A 16758-nucleotide genomic window follows, 5' to 3' on the forward strand; every position below is an offset into this window, starting at 1 on the left:
GAGGCTTCAATGAAGGTCAGACAAGTCCAGCTGATTCATTTGATTGAGCTTCCACCCCTTAAATTCCGGTTTTACCAGCACTGAAAAGTGGATCGCGCCTAGAGGAATCATCAAGTGGTTCTTCATCAGGTAATCAGCCCCCGCAAGGCACCATTTTTTCTGTTCTGCGGGTTTCTGCGCTTGTGAAAGCGAGGACAAAATCTTTTCGTATTCGGCCGACTTTATGCGCAGATAATTTTCAGGGCTCCAAGGAGCGAAAGTTTCTAACGCCGACAAACAAGTGGGTCGGTCCGGAGACACGCCTTTTCTGAAGAGGGCTGGTGGATTATGTTGCAACACCTGCAGAAACACTTTGTTCTCTTTAACTTCGAGATGTGTTTTTAACTGCGCGTTTTTACTCCACTGATTCTGAAGCCACTCTGTGGCGCGCTTATGATCTTCGCCGCCTAAAGCTGAAAACATCAGCGTGTAGGTCTTCGAGTTTTTGATCTTTGGGATCTTGCTAGGATCATAGTCGAAGCAAGGAGCTTTTTCCGGGAACCAGGAATCCGGAAGTCCGATGCAGCCGGGCTTGCCTTCCGATGAGAAAATCTTCTGTAACTCTGAATAGTTCAAAGAATAGGTGAAAGCCTTGCGTGTGTTTTCATCGCCGGAAAGCTCGGGGCCAAATCCCAAGTAGTCAAGACGGGTGACCGGGTACCAGTAAAAGTCTTTACGGTTTTTATAAGTCGGGATGAAAAGCGTGGGAAGGCGACGTAAGAACTGCAACTCATTCTTTTCGTAAAGCTGCAAAGCCACGGTGTCTTCTTCGATAAAAAGAAATTCCACGACCGGACGCTGGACATGTCCTAATTTGTAAAGTCGGTTGGGTTCAAGAACGAGCTTTTGCCCCTTTTTCCATTCTTTGAGTTTGTAAGGGCCGGAGTAGGCCGTCAGATCTTCTTTTGTCGGCGCCAGTAAGAGGTTTGAAAGATTGTATTCAAAGTCTGGGTCGGGGTTGGTGAATTCAAATTTCAAAGTGTGCTTGTCCGGAGTGCTCACTCCCAACTTCTTCGCGTCGAGTTCTCCTTTGTAAAAGGATTCGGCATTCTTGATTTTAAAAAGCAGGTCTGCGCGGGGGATTGCATTTTTAGAAGTCAGAATTTTAATATAGGTTCTTAAAAAATCATCGGACGTCAGTGGAGAGCCGTCACTCCACTGCAAATCTTTTTTCAGATTGCAGGTAAGGGTCGTTCGTTTTTTATCGCGTTTACAGCCTGTACCCAAATCTGGAACAAGACCTTTCTGATCATCGTAAGAAAAGATATTGCGATACAGATTTCCCAAAACGTAACTCGAAGAGGAAGTGCGCTGCTTGTTGGGGTCAAGGCCCCCCGGCTCGGTAGCTAAGTGCAGTCGAAAAACTTTTTCGGCGGCGAAAGAGGGGGCGCTCAAAAGAAGAAGAAAGACCAAGAAGTAGTTCATGTCTTAAGTCTAACCACAATTATTTGGAAAAAGAAGAAAAGAAAAAGGGCTCTTTCGAGCCCTTTACTTGAAAACTATTTGTCTAGTTCCATTTTTGCAATTGTTTGCAATTGCATGTTTGTTGTTCCTTCGTAGATCTGACCGATCTTAGCATCACGCCAGAATTTCTCGACCGGATATTCTTTCGTGAAACCGTTACCACCGAACAAGTCGATAGCTTTAGATGTGATCTTTTCAGCGGCACGAGAAGCATAAAGTTTTGCCATCGCTGCGGCTTCGATGAAGTCTTGACCTGCATCTTTTAAGCGAGCGGCGTTGTAAACCATCAAGCGAGCGGCTTCGAGTTCAGTACGCATTTCTGCTAGTTGGAATTGAACACCTTGGAAGTGAGCGATTGGTTTACCGAATTGCTCGCGGCCTTTTACATAGCCAAGAGCGGCTTCGTAAGCGCCTTGAGCGATACCGATCATTTGTGCGCCGATACCGATACGACCTTCATTCAATGTTTCAATCGCGATTTTATAACCTTTGCCTACTTCACCTAAAACATTCTCTTTAGGTACTTCGCAGTTTTCAAAAAGAAGTTCGCAAGTTGAAGACGCACGAATACCTAATTTGTCTTCTTTTTTACCGACTTTGAAACCTGGGAAAGATTTTTCAACGATGAAAGCGGTGATGCCTTTGTAGCCTTTAGCCATATCAATGTTCGCAAACACGATAAACACATTGGCTTCTTTACCGTTTGTGATCCAAAGTTTTGAACCGTTCAAAACCCATTTGTCACCTTTGTCTTCAGCCTTCAATTTCAATGCGAAAGCATCCGATCCAGAAGAAGACTCAGACAATGCGTATGCGCCCACCCAGTCCGTGGCCATTTTGCTTAAATATTTTTCTTGTTGAGCGGGAGTTCCCCATTTAAGGAATGCATTTGTCGTCAAAGTATTTTGAACGTCGACAAGAACAGATACAGAACCGTCAACGCGTCCGATCTCTTCAACCGCCAAACAAGCCATAGTAAATGTTGAGCCTGCGCCACCGAATTTTTCTGGTGTTTCGATACCCATCAAACCCATTTCGAAAAGTTTTTTAACGATAGCAGGATCCATCTCTGCCTTTTCGTCCATGTGTGTCACATGAGGTTTGATTTCAGATTCAGCAAAAGCTCTTACAGCGTCTCTGAACGCTGCTTCGTCTTCAGAAAGCATCGTCAAAGCGGGACGAGCATTAGTTACGTCAGACATGGTCCAATCTCCATTCATATAGTTAAAACAGTGGGAAGAACGTATCCGCTTCAAAGAATTTATTCAAGGCCTTGGAAAGACGAGAGCTTTTCTCTTAACAAGCTGTGTTACACTGTTTGCACTTTAATTGAGCAAGTGATTCGACATACTAGACAAGGGTCTAGGTGTGATTTAGCGTGAGGTGATATGGATTTCGTCGAGATTGGCGCCAAGATTGGTATTTATTTTATCCCGTTCCTTTTTGCACTCTGTTTTCACGAGTATGCACACGGTTGGGTTGCGCGTCGTCGTGGTGACAACACGGCGGAAATGATGGGTCGTCTGACGATGAACCCGATTGCGCACATGGATATGATTGGAACTTTGGTGCTTCCGATTATTTCAATCGTTTTAGCGACGCCGATCTTTTTCGGTTGGGCAAAACCGGTTCCAGTCAACGAGCGGAATTTAAAAAATCCCCGCGTGGATATGTTCTGGATTGCATTGGCCGGTCCTCTTTCGAATATCCTTTTGGCGATTGTGGGTTCGACATTGATCGCGATCGTCGCGAAGTATTTCTTGGGGGCTTCGTATGCAAGTGGCCTTATCGAAATCTTAAAAACCTTTATCGTGACGAATCTTTTCCTGGCGTTCTTTAATATTCTTCCTTTACATCCGCTGGATGGAGGAAAAGTTTTGGCTCGTTTTCTTCCAGCTCAATTGAATTATAAGCTCGAGCAAAACGAACACATTACAAGCATGATTTTGATGGCTTTGGTTTTAACAGGAGCTTTGCGTATTCTCGCGATCCCTGTTTTCTGGAGCTATAACAATCTTGTCGGTCTTGCCTTAGGGGGCTTTGGTATATGAGTTCTGACGTGGTTCAAACCCCACCACCTGCACCTGTAAAAAAACTGCGCGTTATGTCTGGCATGCGCGTCACCGGTCGTTTGCACATCGGTCACTATTGGGGTGCGCTCCAAAACTGGCTGACTTTGCAGAATGAGTACGAGTGTTTTTTCGGGGCGATGGATTGGCATGGAATGACCACGGCCTACAAGTCGCCCAAAGAAATCACACCATGGACTCGTGAAATGGTGGCGGAATTCTTGGCTTGGGGAATCAATCCCGAGAAGGCGACGATCTTTATTCAAAGCCGTGTTCCCGAGCACTTGGAACTTTTCATGATTTTCTCAAACATGGTTCCGATGGGCTGGCTTGAGCGCGTGAATACGTGGAAAGACGCTATTGAAGAAATGAAAGCCAACGACACCCACAATTTGGGTCGTTTTGCCTATCCAGTTTTGCAAGCGGCAGATATCGCTATCTATCGCGCCAACGCCGTTCCGGTGGGGGCCGATCAGGTGTCGCACCTAGAATTAGCGCGTGAGTTGGTCCGTCGCTTCAATCATTTATATAAAGCGAAATTGCCAGAGATGAATCCGCTATTGACAGAGATTCCTCTGGTGCCGGGTCTTGACGGTCGTAAGATGTCAAAGTCTTACGGGAACACATTGTTCTTAACTGAAGACACGGAAAAAGATTTGAAGAAAAAAGTAAATCTGATGGTCACAGATCCTGCGCGCGTTCGTCGCGAAGATCCAGGAGAGCCGACGAAGTGTTCGGTGTATGGCTATCATAAACTCTATTCATCAGCCGATGATATCGCCTGGGTGGAACAAGGATGTCGCACAGCAGGAATCGGTTGCGGAGACTGTAAAGGTCGCTTGGCTGCCAACATCGAAAAACTTTCGGTGGGCCCAAGAGAAAAGAAAAAAGAATTGTTGAATAATCCAGGTCAGCTTGATTCAATCATCGACGCTGGATGCGACAAAGCGCGCAAGGAAGCCCAAAAGACATTAGAGATAGTTCGTTCCAGTATGAAATGGTAGAGGGGATCCAATTTCATGAGTATTACAGTTCAGTTGCCTAAATTCGAAGGACCGCTGGGGCTTCTTCTTTATCTTATTCGTAAAGAAGAAATGGACATCATGGATATTAAAATCCATGAGATCACCAAGCAGTATCTTGATTACATCAAATTGATGAAGGAATTGGATCTTGAAGTCGCCGGCGAATTCGTGGCGATGGCTTCCACTTTGATTCAAATTAAATCTCGCATGCTTCTTCCTCAGTACGATGAAAACGGCGAGGTTGTTGAAGCAGAAGATCCACGTAAAGAACTGGTACAAAAACTTTTGGAATACCAAAAGTATCAAGAAGCCGCGAAGCTATTGTACGAGCGCCCACTGGTAGGTCGTGACGTGTGGTTGCGTGGAACTCGTGAGTCTTTAGATCAAAAAGAAGAAGAGATTATTTTAGAAGAAAACGCCCTGTTTTCTTTGATCTCAACTTACCGTAAAGTTTTGCGTTCGGTTAAAAAGAAAGTGCATCAAGTGGCGGCGAAGGCGCAGTCTATCGCCAGCCGTGTCTTGGAAATCAAAGACCGCTTAATCGTGGGCCAACGCCTGACGATGATGGAATTGGTGACGGCGACAGAAGATCGCGCCCGCCAAGCTTTGATCACTTTCTTGTCATTGTTAGAGCTTGGAAAAATGGGTTTTGTAGGTCTTTACCAGACAGAAGCTTACGCGGATATCTGGGTGGATGCGAAGAAACCAATCGAAACAGACGTTTTGGCCCGCGTGGAAGAATACGATTCTATGCGTGCGGATCAAGTCGCTGAAAAGATGATGGAAGAATCCAAGAAAATTCAGGAGGACGAAGAGTTCCTTCTGACAGATGCAGAAGATAAGTTGGAAGAAGCCAACCCTCAAATGCAATTGGGCTTTATTGAGGATGGATCCTCTGCTGAAGCTACAGAATCAGGTCTAGATATCGCCACGGACGACGAGATCCTAGCAATGGAAAACGAACTATTTAAAGACGACGCAACGGAAGTATAAAGATGGCGAGAAAAAAGAAAAATCTTGAAGCACCAGTTGAAGCAGAAGCTGAAACAGCAGTGATGGAGGCGGAAGTTGAAGCCGCTGAAGTTGAAACTGAAGCCGAAGCAGTTGAACTTTCTGAATCTGAAAACGAAAATGCGTTCGAAGACATGGAGCTAGACGGTATTGAGTCTGATGCTTCGGTCTTTTTAAATGAAGAAGAAGAGTCTGAAGGTTTCCTTCCGGAAGCCAGTGAAGATGATGTGGCAGAAATGGAAGCGGAAGCTTCTGAAGAAGAAGATGTTTCTGTTGAAGGAACTGAACTTGATAATTTTGACTCTGCCGAAATTGAAGAAGTTGAATTCGTTGAAGAAGAGCGTCTTGAAAGCATCGTAGAAAGCGTTCTTTTTGCCAGTGACCGTCCGGTGAGCTTGGCCTCTTTAAAGCTTCTTTTTAAAGGTACCAACATCCGCGGTGATAAAATTCGCAGAGCCTTGGATCAATTGGCCGTGGAATACGCGGGTGGACGTCGTGGTGTGACTTTGGAAGAAGTTCCAGGTGGTTACCAACTGCGCACTAAAATCGATAACATGGAATTCCTAAAACGCACTTTGAAGGCTCGTCAATTCAAGCTTTCAGGTCCGGCATTAGAAGTGCTTTCTATCGTCGCCTACAAACAACCGACAGTTAAGGCCGAGATCGATGAAATCCGTGGTGTGGAATCGGGTCACTTATTGCGTGCTTTGATGGAAAAGAACTTGGTGAGCTTTGAAGGTAAATCAGAGCTTCCAGGTCGTCCAATGCAATACGGAACTACAAAAAAATTCCTAGAAATCTTCGGCCTTCGTTCGATCAAAGAACTTCCGACATTGTCGCAAATCGACGAATTGTTGCCTGAAGGTATCGACGAGCAACAAGCTGAAGAAAAACCAACATTGGCATCCATCACAGATTCCATGTCTGAAACTTTCGTGGGTGCTTACTCGCAAGGCGAAGACGAATTGATGAAGATTCAAGAACAACTTGAAGATATCGCGACGACGACAAACTTCTTCGAAGAAGAAAAACGTCGTCAGGCTGAAAAACGTGATCAAGAGCGCGCCCAAAACATCCGTGATGCTTTGGCGTTCGGAGAACCTGTTTCCACTCGCGATGCAAACTGGTTGAAGAAGTACGATGAGGCCTTGGCTGCAGGTACGACTTTGGTAGCCATCGCGGCTGACAAAAAAGCGAACTTCATGAAATCAACCCCAGGCTCAGCAGAAGGTGCTTCAACAGAAGTATCGGAAGGTGATAGCGTTGAGGAAGCCTTGATTGCAGAAGCTGCGGCAGAAAATGAAGAAATGAACGCTGATGGGGAGACTCTAGAAGGCGAAGTTTCTGAAGAGCTTGCCGAGGCATTAGAGTCCTTCGACAACGATGAAGATTTAGATGAAGCTTCTGACGATCAACTTTTTGCTGACAGCGATGAAGAGTCAGCGGAAGATGAGGAATTGCCATTCCTAGGAGAAGCTGATGACATTGACGAAGAAGGGGATGCTTCCGTTTAAGGTTTTATTAAGCCTTTGGATTGTCTATAACATCTTTACTATGTTCGTAATGCCCAACGTAGGTGCCTACTTTGGGCGCGTGACTTCAAAATTTATCACGCCCTACGCAAACACCGTGGGGCTGAACGCCAGCTGGAATTTCTTTTCCCCAGATCCTGCCCACACAATGTATGTTCGCTATACGATTCGTTACTCTGATGAAGAAGGTAACGATATCAAAGAGCCTATCGATGGTTATTTCCCGGCCGAAAAAAACAAAGGCATCTCGAGCGCCACAAGAAAACGTGAACTCTATGCCATGCGCTTTATGGTGATTGAACCAAAACGTTTGCGCGTCTTATATGGCCCTTGGCTGTGTAAGCAGTACCCTGGGGCCAGCTCTGTCGAGATGGAGCACGTGATTGAAACCGTACCACCTTTAGATCAAGTCGTTTTCAGAAAAGACGAAACCGTGAAGGATCTTTCTCAAGAGCTGCAGTACGTGCGTGAATACTATTCTTGCACCGGTGGTGCGGATGAGGAGGCTTTATGATTAAAGCATCTTTTAAAAATCTGTGGCAGAAATGGGATCAGTTCTGGTTTGCTCCGCAAAACCTTTTAGGTCTGGCGTATATGCGCATTCTTCTTTGCGGAACGATGGTGTATCTGTATGTCGTGCGGTCTTTTAACTTGGGTTATTATGGTGATAATGCATGGATTCCGCGCTCCATGGCTTTAGAGATCATGCCCGATCTGTATCGTCCTTTGTTCTTATGGGCCTTCTGGCCCGACTCAATGAATATGATCATGCACTCGTTGCTGGTGGTTTTTTTAATCCTTCTGACCCTCGGGATCGGGGGACGTTGGTTGATGTGGGCAGCTTGGATCATTAATGCGGGTTTTATTCAGCGCAATTATTCAGTGAACTTCGGGGCGGATATTATCGCGGCTCTGTTTTTATTTTATATGTCCTTCACGCAGTCCTGCGAAAGATTGAGTGTGCTCAATTTGATCCGTAAGAAAAGCACGTTTAAATCTTCAGACACGATCAGCTCAATGATGATTCGCATGATGCAGGTGCAGATTGCCGTTCTTTACGCTTACACGGGTTGGGAAAAGCTCAAAGGCGGAAGCTGGTGGGACGGCACAGCCCTGTGGAGTGTGATGGCGAATCCTCAAATGACGACTTTTGATTTTTCATTCTTAAGAAGTATTCCGTGGGTGATTCCAGTCATTGCTTACTTGACGATTATTTTTGAGATCTATTTTCCAGCGATGGTGGCTTGGCCGAAGACACGCAATCTGTGGTTGCTCTTAGGTGTGTTCTTCCACGCAGGAATTGGGATTTTTATGGGGTTGGGACCTTTTGCAACGACGATGGTGTCGACATACTTCCTTTTCTTGGACCCTCTCATTTTGGAACGCGCGCTGAAAGGACCTAAGCACCTTTTTGCGTCTCAAAACTAGATTTATTTAATTTCCGGTCCAAGTCTTCCGATCTCTCATATATCCTGGATAGGTGGGGGATCTATGAAATCTATAGTTCAGGGAGCAGCTTTATTAAGCCTTACTTTGCTAGCGGCTTGTTCGCCCATTGAAGGCAATTCCTTGCTTACAGATCAAAAAGACGATCCCTCCACGCATGCGGTCAGCAAAGAGCCTAAGTCGGAAGAGTTATTCCTTAAAGTCGACAGTCCTCAGATCAGTGCGACCGCCGGTCAAACTAGAGCCGATGTCTCTGGTGAGTGTTATGTTTCTACCTATCCGACACACCGTATTTATTTATTAAACGGTGGTTCGCAGATGCCTATCATCGACATCAATACCGGAAGCAACATCGCGAGTTGTAAGAACGGCCGCTTCAATTTTTCTTTGAATCTGGGAGCTATGGCTTCGGGTCAGTATTCATTGAAGATCATCATCTATGCTTATGATGCTAGCGGAAGCTTGGTCGTGAATGAAGTTCAAGGCCAATCCACTCTTCGTGTCGTGAAGCCTTAAAGAATCAGATTAAATTCATTACGAAGTTTGTTCTTCGCTTCTTGATCCTTGGTCTCAAGGATGATTGTGTCTTTCAATCTTAAATCCCGAATAAAGTCAGCACGACGGTTTAATGGAATCGAATTGGCGGTGACCGTTGAAAACGCAGAGTTAAATGGCGTTCGTAACAGAGTTCGTTCCTGACGCTCAGTAGAGCTTAAAGTTTCTAAGATCTCTAAGACCAATTCTTTATTCGGAGAGTTCACGGGGATCGCGGCCCCCCAGACTAAAAGAGCACTGACGAAAGAAGTGGTGAGCTCTTTCGATTCTTGAGTCAAAGGTCCTTCCATTGCACCTTCTTCAGGAAGATCCCGATTTAACTGATCCAATTGCAAAGTCAGAACTTTCTTTTGCGTCACTTCGTCCAGCAAGCCTTGTTCTTTCCAAAGCTGGAAATGTTTTAGAAGCAGGTCTTCATCAGCTAAAAGAAGAAGAAAGGATTCGGTCTTGTTTTTTAAAAACTCCGTAAAGCTTTCATGCTTAGAAGTTTGAATGCCGGTCTTCATCCAATAGAACGGCAAAAAGTGAAAAGCCCCCGTGGATTTGATGGAAAGGAAATCCGAAGCCACGCGGTTTTGTAACTGCTTACGAGTTTGCGCAATATCTAAAAGAAGATCTTGGTGAGCCAGCGTATTGGCCCAGTAAGAGGGAAGAAAGATAAGATCGACCGCGGGACTTGCTACGGTGTTGGCTAAAATCGCGTCCCAATCTCGAGTAATAGTGACTGAAAATTTCACATTGAGTTCGTCTTCAAGTTCTTTTCTGATTTCTAAAGGAAAGAAAACTTCGTCTGTGGTGAAAACTTGAATTTTTGTGGGACTGATAAAGTAAGATCTAGAAAGACCTTGGGGTAGAACTCCGTGAAGAAATCCTACCCCCATACAGATAAGAAAAAATAAGGTCCAAAGAATCGCGTTTTTAATATGAAGTCCAGCTTCCGCGCCAGTCGGCGCTGCAGCCTCCTAGGCTGTCGCCTAGAAAGCCTCGTCGAAAGCAACCGCACCGCTAACACCCACTTGGTAAGCAGACACACGGCGTTCGAAGAAGTTTGCAAGCTCTTGCATGTCTTGAAGCTCCATGAACGAGAACGGATTTTTCACGTTGTAACGTGGAGCAATGTTCAAGCTTTCAAGGCGTTGATCGGCACAATACTCAAGGTATTGGCGCATGTCTTTTGCAGAAAGACCTGCAACACCCAGGTGAAGAACGTCATTAGCGAAGTCCATCTCACACTCGATAGCATCTTCAAGCATTTGCACAACCATGTCTTCCATTTGTGAATTGAAAAGATCTGGCTCTTCTTTACGAGCTGTTTTGATCACTTCGATCGCAAAAGCCATGTGCATAGATTCGTCACGGAACACCCAGTTTGTACCAGATGCTAGACCCGCAAGAAGACCTTTTGAACGCAAGAAGTAAACATAAGCAAAAGCTGCATAGAAGAACAAACCTTCCACGCAAGTCGCAAAGCAGATCAAGTTCATCAAGAAACGACGACGATCTTCTTTGGTTTTTAGCTCGTTCAACTCGTTGATAGAATCAATCCATTTAAAGCAGAAATCGGCTTTCTTCTTGATAGAAGGAATGTTTTCAATCGCCGAGAAAGCTTCCGCGCGCTCGTCTGGATTTGGGATGTAAGTGTCCAACAACGTCAGATAGAACTGAACGTGCAAAGCTTCTTCATAAAGCTGGCGAGACAAGTACATACGGCCCTCGGGAGAGTTCACGTGTTTGTACAAGTTCAATACCAGGTTGTTACCAACGATAGAGTCACCTGTAGCAAAGAAAGCAACCAAGCGAGAGATCAAATGTCTTTCCGCTGGAGTCAATTTTGTGTGCAAGTCCACAAGGTCTGTAGAGAAATCAACTTCATCCACAGTCCAAGTGTTTTTGATCCCGTTTTTGTACATTTCGTACATAACAGGGTATTTCATAGGGCGTAATGTAAGGTTAAAACCTGGATCTAAAATCATAAAAACGTTCTCCGATGTATTTACGTTCCCTCGTCCGGAGGGAGCAATTTCGGTTCTAACGAACCAGTCCAGTCGCAGCACCGAGGTGCCGCGACATCCTCCGCATCCGCGGACTCTCAGCGGCTACCGCCGCGTCTACTGACAAGCTTCACAAGCTTCTGGGTTTTCCAGAGAGCAAGCGATCACTTCAGCGTCTGTGTAAGTCTTTTTTGGAGCCGCTTCAGCAGCTGGTGCTGGAGCCGCGTCCATCGTGTTGGCAGCTTCAGAAGTCATGCTTAAACCATTACCTGAAGTTCTGACTGTCGTTTTCGCAATCTTAGTTGCTGGACGAGAGCGAAGGTAATAAGTCGTTTTCACGCCTCTTTTCCATGCATACATGTACATAGAAGAAACTTTACCGATTGTTGGACTTTCCATGAACAAGTTCAAAGATTGAGCTTGGTCGATGTAAGCGCCACGATCAGCCGCCATGTCGATCAAAGACTTCATCGGGATTTCCCATACAGTGCGGTACAACTCTTTCAATTGCTGAGGGATTGCCGCCACGTCTTGGATAGAACCATCTTGAAGTTTGATTTCATTGCGAAGGTCTTCGTTCCACAAGCCCATAGTTTTCAAATCAGTAACTAGGTACTTGTTGATTTGCATGAACTCACCGGAAAGTGTTTCACGCTTAAACAAGTTAGAAACTTGTGGTTCGATCGCTTCGTAGCAACCCACGATAGAGGCAATTGTCGCTGTTGGCGCAATCGCGATCATCAAAGAGTTTCTCAAGCCGTGCTTTTTGATCTTTTCTTTCAATTTCTCAAAACGCTCTGGTTGAGACGGAGTCACACCCCAAAGGTCGTATTGCAACAAACCTTTAGCAGCTTTTGTTTGCTCATAAGCACCGTGAGGGCCGAATTGTTCTGCAAGTTCACAAGAAGTTACTAGCGCATTGTAGTAGATTTCTTCTTGGATTTTTGCTGATAAGTCACGAGCCGCAGCCGAGTCAAAAGGAAGCTTCAATTGGAAGAAAGCATCCTGAAGACCCATCACACCCAAACCTACTGGACGCCATTTGTGGTTGGAGTCTTGAGCTGTTTGGATAGGGTAGAAGTTGATATCAACAACGCGGTCCAAGTATTTCACAGCTGTGCGAACAGATTTCGCCAGTTTTTCGAAATTGAATTGACCGTTTTCAACGTGGCGACCCAAGTTGACAGAACCCAAGTTACAAACCGCAGTTTCAGAGTTGGAAGTCACTTCCAAGATCTCTGTGCAAAGATTTGAAAGATGGATCACGTTACCAGCCTCACCCGTTTGGTTGGCTTTCAAGTTCGCCGCATCTTTAAACGTCATCCAACCGTTACCAGTTTGCGCCAACGTTTTCATCATACGAGAGTACAAATCACGTGCTTTGATTTGTTTTACGTACATTTTCTTAGCTTCGGCTTCCGCATAAGCGGCTTCAAACTCAGGACCGTAAGTGTCTACGAAATGAGGCACGACGCGTGGATCGAACAAAGACCACATTTGGTCTGCTTCAACGCGCTTCATGAACAAATCTGGAACCCAGTTTGCCAAGTTCAAGTTGTGAGTACGCTTTGCTTCATCACCGGTGTTGTCACGAAGTTCAAGGAACTCTTCGATGTCCGCATGCCATGTCTCTAGGTACACGCAAGCCGCGCCTTTACGCTTACCACCTTGGTTTACCGCCGCAACGGAAGAATCCATTGTTTTCAACCAAGGAATGATACCGTTAGAGTGGCCGTTTGTTCCTTTGATCAAAGAACCACGAGAACGAACGCGAGAGTAAGCCACACCGATACCGCCGGCAAATTTAGACAACAAAGCGATGTCTGAATATTTGTCGTAGATAGCTTTAAGATCGTCCGCTGGAGAGTCCAAAAGATAGCAAGAAGACATCTGAGGACGAGTTGTTCCAGAGTTGAACAATGTTGGCGTTGAAGCCATGTAGTCGTGAGAAGAGATCAAACGATAGAACTCGATAGCCTCTTCAACTGATTGAGCCAAGCCACAAGCCACGCGCATAAAGAAGTATTGAGGAGTCTCGAACACTTGGCGAGAAGTTGGATTTTTCAATAGATAACGATCGTAAACAGTTCTTAGACCGAAGTATTCAAAACGGTCTGTGCGGTACGGTTCGATCGCTGCGCAAAGAGCGGCTTTATTAGCTTCCACGAATTTATAAGTCGCCTCAGACAACAGACCTACAGAGTGACCAAAAGCCACAGAGTCTGCAAAAGATTGGATTTTTTGAGAGCGAACTTCTTCGTCGATATAGATAGAAAGAAGACGAGCAGCCAAACGAGAATACTCAGGCTCTTCACCGATCAATAGGGAAGCTGTCTGAATACAAAGATTGTCGAGTTCGTTTGTTGTTGCGCCATCATAAAGACCACTGATTGCTTTCGTAGCAACACGTAGTGGGTCCACTTGAGTCAGGCCCTGGCAGTTGCGAGTCACGCGTTCAACGATCTTCGTAACGTCGACCGGCTCCAGCGTGCCATCTCTTTTTTTAACTCTCATGATGTGAGCTGTTGTTTCCAACATGGTGTATCCCCTCTGCCCCGTTCCATTTGGGCAAAAAAATCCCCGACCGATTTTTCACCCCTCGTAAAAAATCAGCTCGTGGCTCAATATATAAATGTGTGTTATTTTAGAGACTGAATCGCTAATCCTTAGCTGTTGGTCCAGAGTTGTTACTCGTCAACCTCCCTTAAGTGGCCGTCAGTTCTTCTTTCGGCTTACCCCTATATCTAGGGGTCTCTTTCAGGTGCCTCATCAATAAGGCGGGTATCGATCTCAATTCCAACTGTGTAATTCTTTCTTCGAAGTTGCAAGAATATTTTTTGGGATAACGCCAACTTTTTTGTGACGTTGCTCATCAATTAAGCAGATTCGGTGAAGCGCTTGACATAAAACTGCTGCAAACAAAATTAGCAAGAGCTGATGATTTTACCTCGTAAAACCAAGGTCTAGTTAGAAAAGTCTGTTTTTAGCTGTTTTAAACGGGAATTTCCCTGTACTGATCTTACACGATCTTAAATTGTACAGAAACTAAGCATGAGTTGTAGCAAGCGGGACGGATTTTCTTTGCAAAACGGACTGCAAATCCAAATCACCCGGAGTTTCTGCGGTGAATTTTTGTGATTGATAGGACTTTCTCGCACGTAAATAGTCGATGATGTACTGGTGCGTACCCATTTTATCCTTCGTCCATTCCGGCGCCACAAGCTCATCCCAGCGCGAAGAGTACGCTGCCAGTCGGTGCATCGCAAAGCGCGGTGAAAGATGCTGCAAGAAAAGTTCAACCCGGTGAGCGTAGGTGTCGCGATCAATCGGAGTGAATTCTCCGGCGTGGTACATGCCCTCTAAAGGCGTATTTTTAAGAACGTGCAAGTTGTGAAGCTTCACATTGGTGATAGGGAGTGTGTTCACGATCTCAGCGGTCTTCACGATGTGATCATCTGTCTCTTCGGGGTTTCCAAAGATCAGATGAATTCCCAAATCGACTTTTGTGTTCTCAGCAATTTTGTGAACGGCTTCTAAGGAGGCCTCGGCCGTATGTCCACGTCGCATGAACTCCAGTTGATCGTTGAAGAAGCTTTGTACTCCCAATTCAACCGCGACGAAGGATTTTTCGTGATACTCTTGCCACATATCTAAGACTGCTTTTGAAAGACAGTCCGGGCGTGTTCCCAGTGTGAAACCTTTCACCCAAGGATATGAAAGAGCCACATCAAAGTTGTGACGAAGAGCTGAGACTTTCGTGAATGTATTTGTATAGGCTTGGAAATAAATCAAAAACGCTTTGGCGTTGTAACGAGCGCCGATTTTTGATTGATAAGTTTCAATCTGATTTCGCAGCTCCATGGAAAGGCTTTCGGCATTGGCAGCAGATCCCCAGACATCACAAAAAACGCAGGTTTGCATGCCCTTTAAGCCGCGACGGTTGGGGCAATCATCTACAACAGAGACCGGCACCTTATAAACCTTTTCTCCAAAGAGCTTATTGTAGTGCTCACTGATTGTATGATAGGGAAGTCCTAACCAGCCTTTTTCCATAGGTTCTTGTACAAGTTTCTACTGCGGGAAGTCAATGAAAGCATGGAGCGATATCGGATTTGAAATCGAAATCACAGGGGATCATAGCCCTTCCTTGCGTCTTTTGCAGTCCGTAGATCCCTTAAAGGACCGAGGCGAGTCCATGCATCACTCCGGAGGAGCTTGCGCGGAAACTTTGCTGATCTACGGCGAGCCCATCAAGGAAACCTTCAAGAAAATAGAAAAACCTCATTTTTTAATTGTGGGCTTGGGTTTGGGGTATATTGAATCAGTTATTGCTCGTGAAGCACTTCTGCAAAATAAGAACGCCGCGGATGTGGGTTTAATCACGAGCTACGAAAGTGTCCCCGAGTTACGCGACTTCTTTTTTCAATGGATTCATGGCGAAACCCACTCGCTTCATTCGGAAGTGATAAATACTTACGAACAAATGTTAGAGAGTGTGATTGGTGAAACGGGGATTTCCCCGGAAACAGTGAAGTCCTTTCTGTGCGAGCACTTCCGAAAGCTTTCGGATATTTCGGGCTCTCTTAGTAAAGAGGCAAAACTGGTGTCGAAATATCACTGCATTCTCTACGATGCCTTCAGTTCAAAAACGTCTCCGTTTCTCTGGGAGGAAGAGTTTTTAAACTCACTCCTAGAGCAAGTTTCAGCTTCTCAGTGTGTTCTATCTACGTATGCGTGCAAGGGCTCCCTTAAAAGAGCCCTCAAAAGTCATGGTTTCGAAGTGATTGTGCGAGAGGGATTTCAGGGAAAGCGCAACTCCACCTTGGCGATGAAAAATTTCTAGCTAAACTGTGACTTAAAATTGTTTATTTATGTCTTGATAAAAGACGACAATAAACTTTAACTAATCATATGAATTCTTGTTCACGGTATTTCTTCGCCGCACTTTTCTTAATGCCGACCTTGGTTTTTGCCAAAACCGTAGAGCTGGCTACTTTCCCAATACCTTTAATGGTGGAAGATTCTGAGCGAGGACTTTTTGTGAACCTCACTAAAGAGATCGCAAAGCGCACAAATAAAAAAATCCACATCAGTGTGTATCCCACCGGCAAAGCGCTGTTGATTTTTAGTGGAAATAAAGTTCAAGGTCTCTTTCCGGGTTTAGATGTCTCTATTCCCAAAAAAGCTCCCAGATCCAGCTCTTTTTACGTGAAGGTGGACCACATCTTTTTTAAAAAAGGTCAGACTTTAGAAAGTGTGAAAGATCTTGAAGGTAAAAAAGTCGGACTGACATTTCGCTATCCGTATTCAAAAGAACTTCTCTTAAATAAAAAAATTAAATTTGAATATGCGGCGGATGACGTCTTGAATATGCGCAAGCTCGGGCAAGGACAGATTGATGCCTTCATCGTTGAAGAGCGCTCCGGATTAAAAGCTCTGCAATTAAGTGGCGAAAAAGACATTCTGTTTAATAAAGAAAAACCTATCGCCCAACAGGAAGTTTTTTACGCATTTCAGAACAACGAAGAAGGCAAAGAACTTGCTGATCTTTTTTCGAAGACCATTGAGGCGATGAAAAAAGATGGAAGTCTGCAACGCCTCCTGGTCAGCCCGTAAAAAAAAAGGA

Annotated in this window: 15 protein-coding genes; 9 read left to right on the forward strand and 6 right to left on the reverse strand. The window is 45.1% G+C overall.

The window, feature by feature from the left end:
• Positions 1-6: 6 nt before the first annotated feature.
• Both AZI87_RS11730 and AZI87_RS11735 read right to left on the reverse strand, forming a co-directional pair.
• Positions 7-1464, reverse strand: coding sequence for a peptide ABC transporter substrate-binding protein (locus AZI87_RS11730; RefSeq protein ID WP_063207154.1), 1458 nt, complete (start codon positions 1462-1464; stop codon positions 7-9).
• A gap of 74 nt (positions 1465-1538) precedes the next feature.
• A complete protein-coding gene (locus AZI87_RS11735; protein ID WP_063207157.1) occupies positions 1539-2705 on the reverse strand; it encodes an acyl-CoA dehydrogenase in 1167 nt (388 codons plus the stop codon).
• Positions 2706-2891: 186 nt separating this feature from the next.
• Between AZI87_RS11735 and AZI87_RS11740 the strand changes: the two genes are divergently transcribed.
• The 7 genes from AZI87_RS11740 to AZI87_RS11770 all read left to right on the forward strand — a co-directional run bounded on the left by AZI87_RS11740 (position 2892) and on the right by AZI87_RS11770 (position 9102).
• A complete protein-coding gene (locus AZI87_RS11740; protein WP_063207160.1) occupies positions 2892-3554 on the forward strand; it encodes a site-2 protease family protein in 663 nt (220 codons plus the stop codon).
• Positions 3551-4576: a tryptophan--tRNA ligase gene (trpS, locus tag AZI87_RS11745; RefSeq protein WP_063207163.1), complete on the forward strand. Its 1026-nt coding sequence runs from the start codon at positions 3551-3553 to the stop codon at positions 4574-4576. Before AZI87_RS11740 ends, trpS begins: the two co-directional genes overlap by 4 nt.
• 15 nt (positions 4577-4591) lie before the next feature.
• Positions 4592-5590 (forward strand): segregation and condensation protein A, encoded by a 999-nt coding sequence (locus tag AZI87_RS11750; protein ID WP_063207166.1) that lies wholly within the window; start codon positions 4592-4594, stop codon positions 5588-5590.
• Between the two features lie 2 nt (positions 5591-5592).
• A complete protein-coding gene (gene scpB, locus AZI87_RS11755) occupies positions 5593-7122 on the forward strand; it encodes an SMC-Scp complex subunit ScpB (RefSeq protein WP_253696755.1) in 1530 nt (509 codons plus the stop codon).
• On the forward strand, positions 7088-7654 hold the full coding sequence (locus AZI87_RS11760; protein WP_253696758.1) for a hypothetical protein: 567 nt from the start codon (positions 7088-7090) through the stop codon (positions 7652-7654). Before scpB ends, AZI87_RS11760 begins: the two co-directional genes overlap by 35 nt.
• A complete protein-coding gene (locus AZI87_RS11765; RefSeq protein ID WP_063207172.1) occupies positions 7651-8568 on the forward strand; it encodes an HTTM domain-containing protein in 918 nt (305 codons plus the stop codon). Before AZI87_RS11760 ends, AZI87_RS11765 begins: the two co-directional genes overlap by 4 nt.
• Positions 8569-8631: 63 nt before the next feature.
• A complete protein-coding gene (locus tag AZI87_RS11770) occupies positions 8632-9102 on the forward strand; it encodes a hypothetical protein (RefSeq protein WP_063207175.1) in 471 nt (156 codons plus the stop codon).
• Here the strand turns inward: AZI87_RS11770 and AZI87_RS11775 are convergent.
• From AZI87_RS11775 to AZI87_RS11790, 4 genes are all read right to left on the reverse strand, one after another.
• The gene (locus AZI87_RS11775) at positions 9099-10022 is read right to left on the reverse strand and encodes a hypothetical protein (RefSeq protein WP_063207177.1); all 924 of its coding nucleotides are present in this window, start codon (positions 10020-10022) and stop codon (positions 9099-9101) included. The genes AZI87_RS11770 and AZI87_RS11775 overlap by 4 nt on opposite strands.
• A 93-nt stretch (positions 10023-10115) precedes the next feature.
• Entirely contained in the window at positions 10116-11114 is a 999-nt protein-coding gene (locus tag AZI87_RS11780; RefSeq protein ID WP_063207180.1) for a ribonucleotide-diphosphate reductase subunit beta, read from the reverse strand.
• A 135-nt stretch (positions 11115-11249) separates the two neighbouring features.
• Positions 11250-13670 carry a ribonucleoside-diphosphate reductase subunit alpha gene (locus AZI87_RS11785; RefSeq protein WP_063207183.1) on the reverse strand — a complete coding sequence of 807 codons (2421 nt, stop codon included), beginning with the start codon at positions 13668-13670 and terminating at the stop codon, positions 11250-11252.
• 507 nt (positions 13671-14177) lie between these two features.
• Positions 14178-15185 (reverse strand): TIGR01212 family radical SAM protein, encoded by a 1008-nt coding sequence (locus AZI87_RS11790; RefSeq protein ID WP_063207184.1) that lies wholly within the window; start codon positions 15183-15185, stop codon positions 14178-14180.
• A gap of 34 nt (positions 15186-15219) precedes the next feature.
• Between AZI87_RS11790 and AZI87_RS11795 the strand changes: the two genes are divergently transcribed.
• Positions 15220-15975, forward strand: a complete 756-nt coding sequence (locus AZI87_RS11795) for an MnmC family methyltransferase (protein WP_063207187.1) — start codon at positions 15220-15222, stop codon at positions 15973-15975.
• Positions 15976-16043: 68 nt separating this feature from the next.
• Entirely contained in the window at positions 16044-16748 is a 705-nt protein-coding gene (locus AZI87_RS11800; protein ID WP_063207190.1) for a substrate-binding periplasmic protein, read from the forward strand.
• The last annotated feature ends 10 nt before the right edge of the window (positions 16749-16758 follow it).

Source organism: Bdellovibrio bacteriovorus (assembly GCF_001592745.1).
In the GTDB taxonomy this organism is placed as follows: Bacteria; Bdellovibrionota; Bdellovibrionia; order Bdellovibrionales; family Bdellovibrionaceae; genus Bdellovibrio; species Bdellovibrio bacteriovorus_B.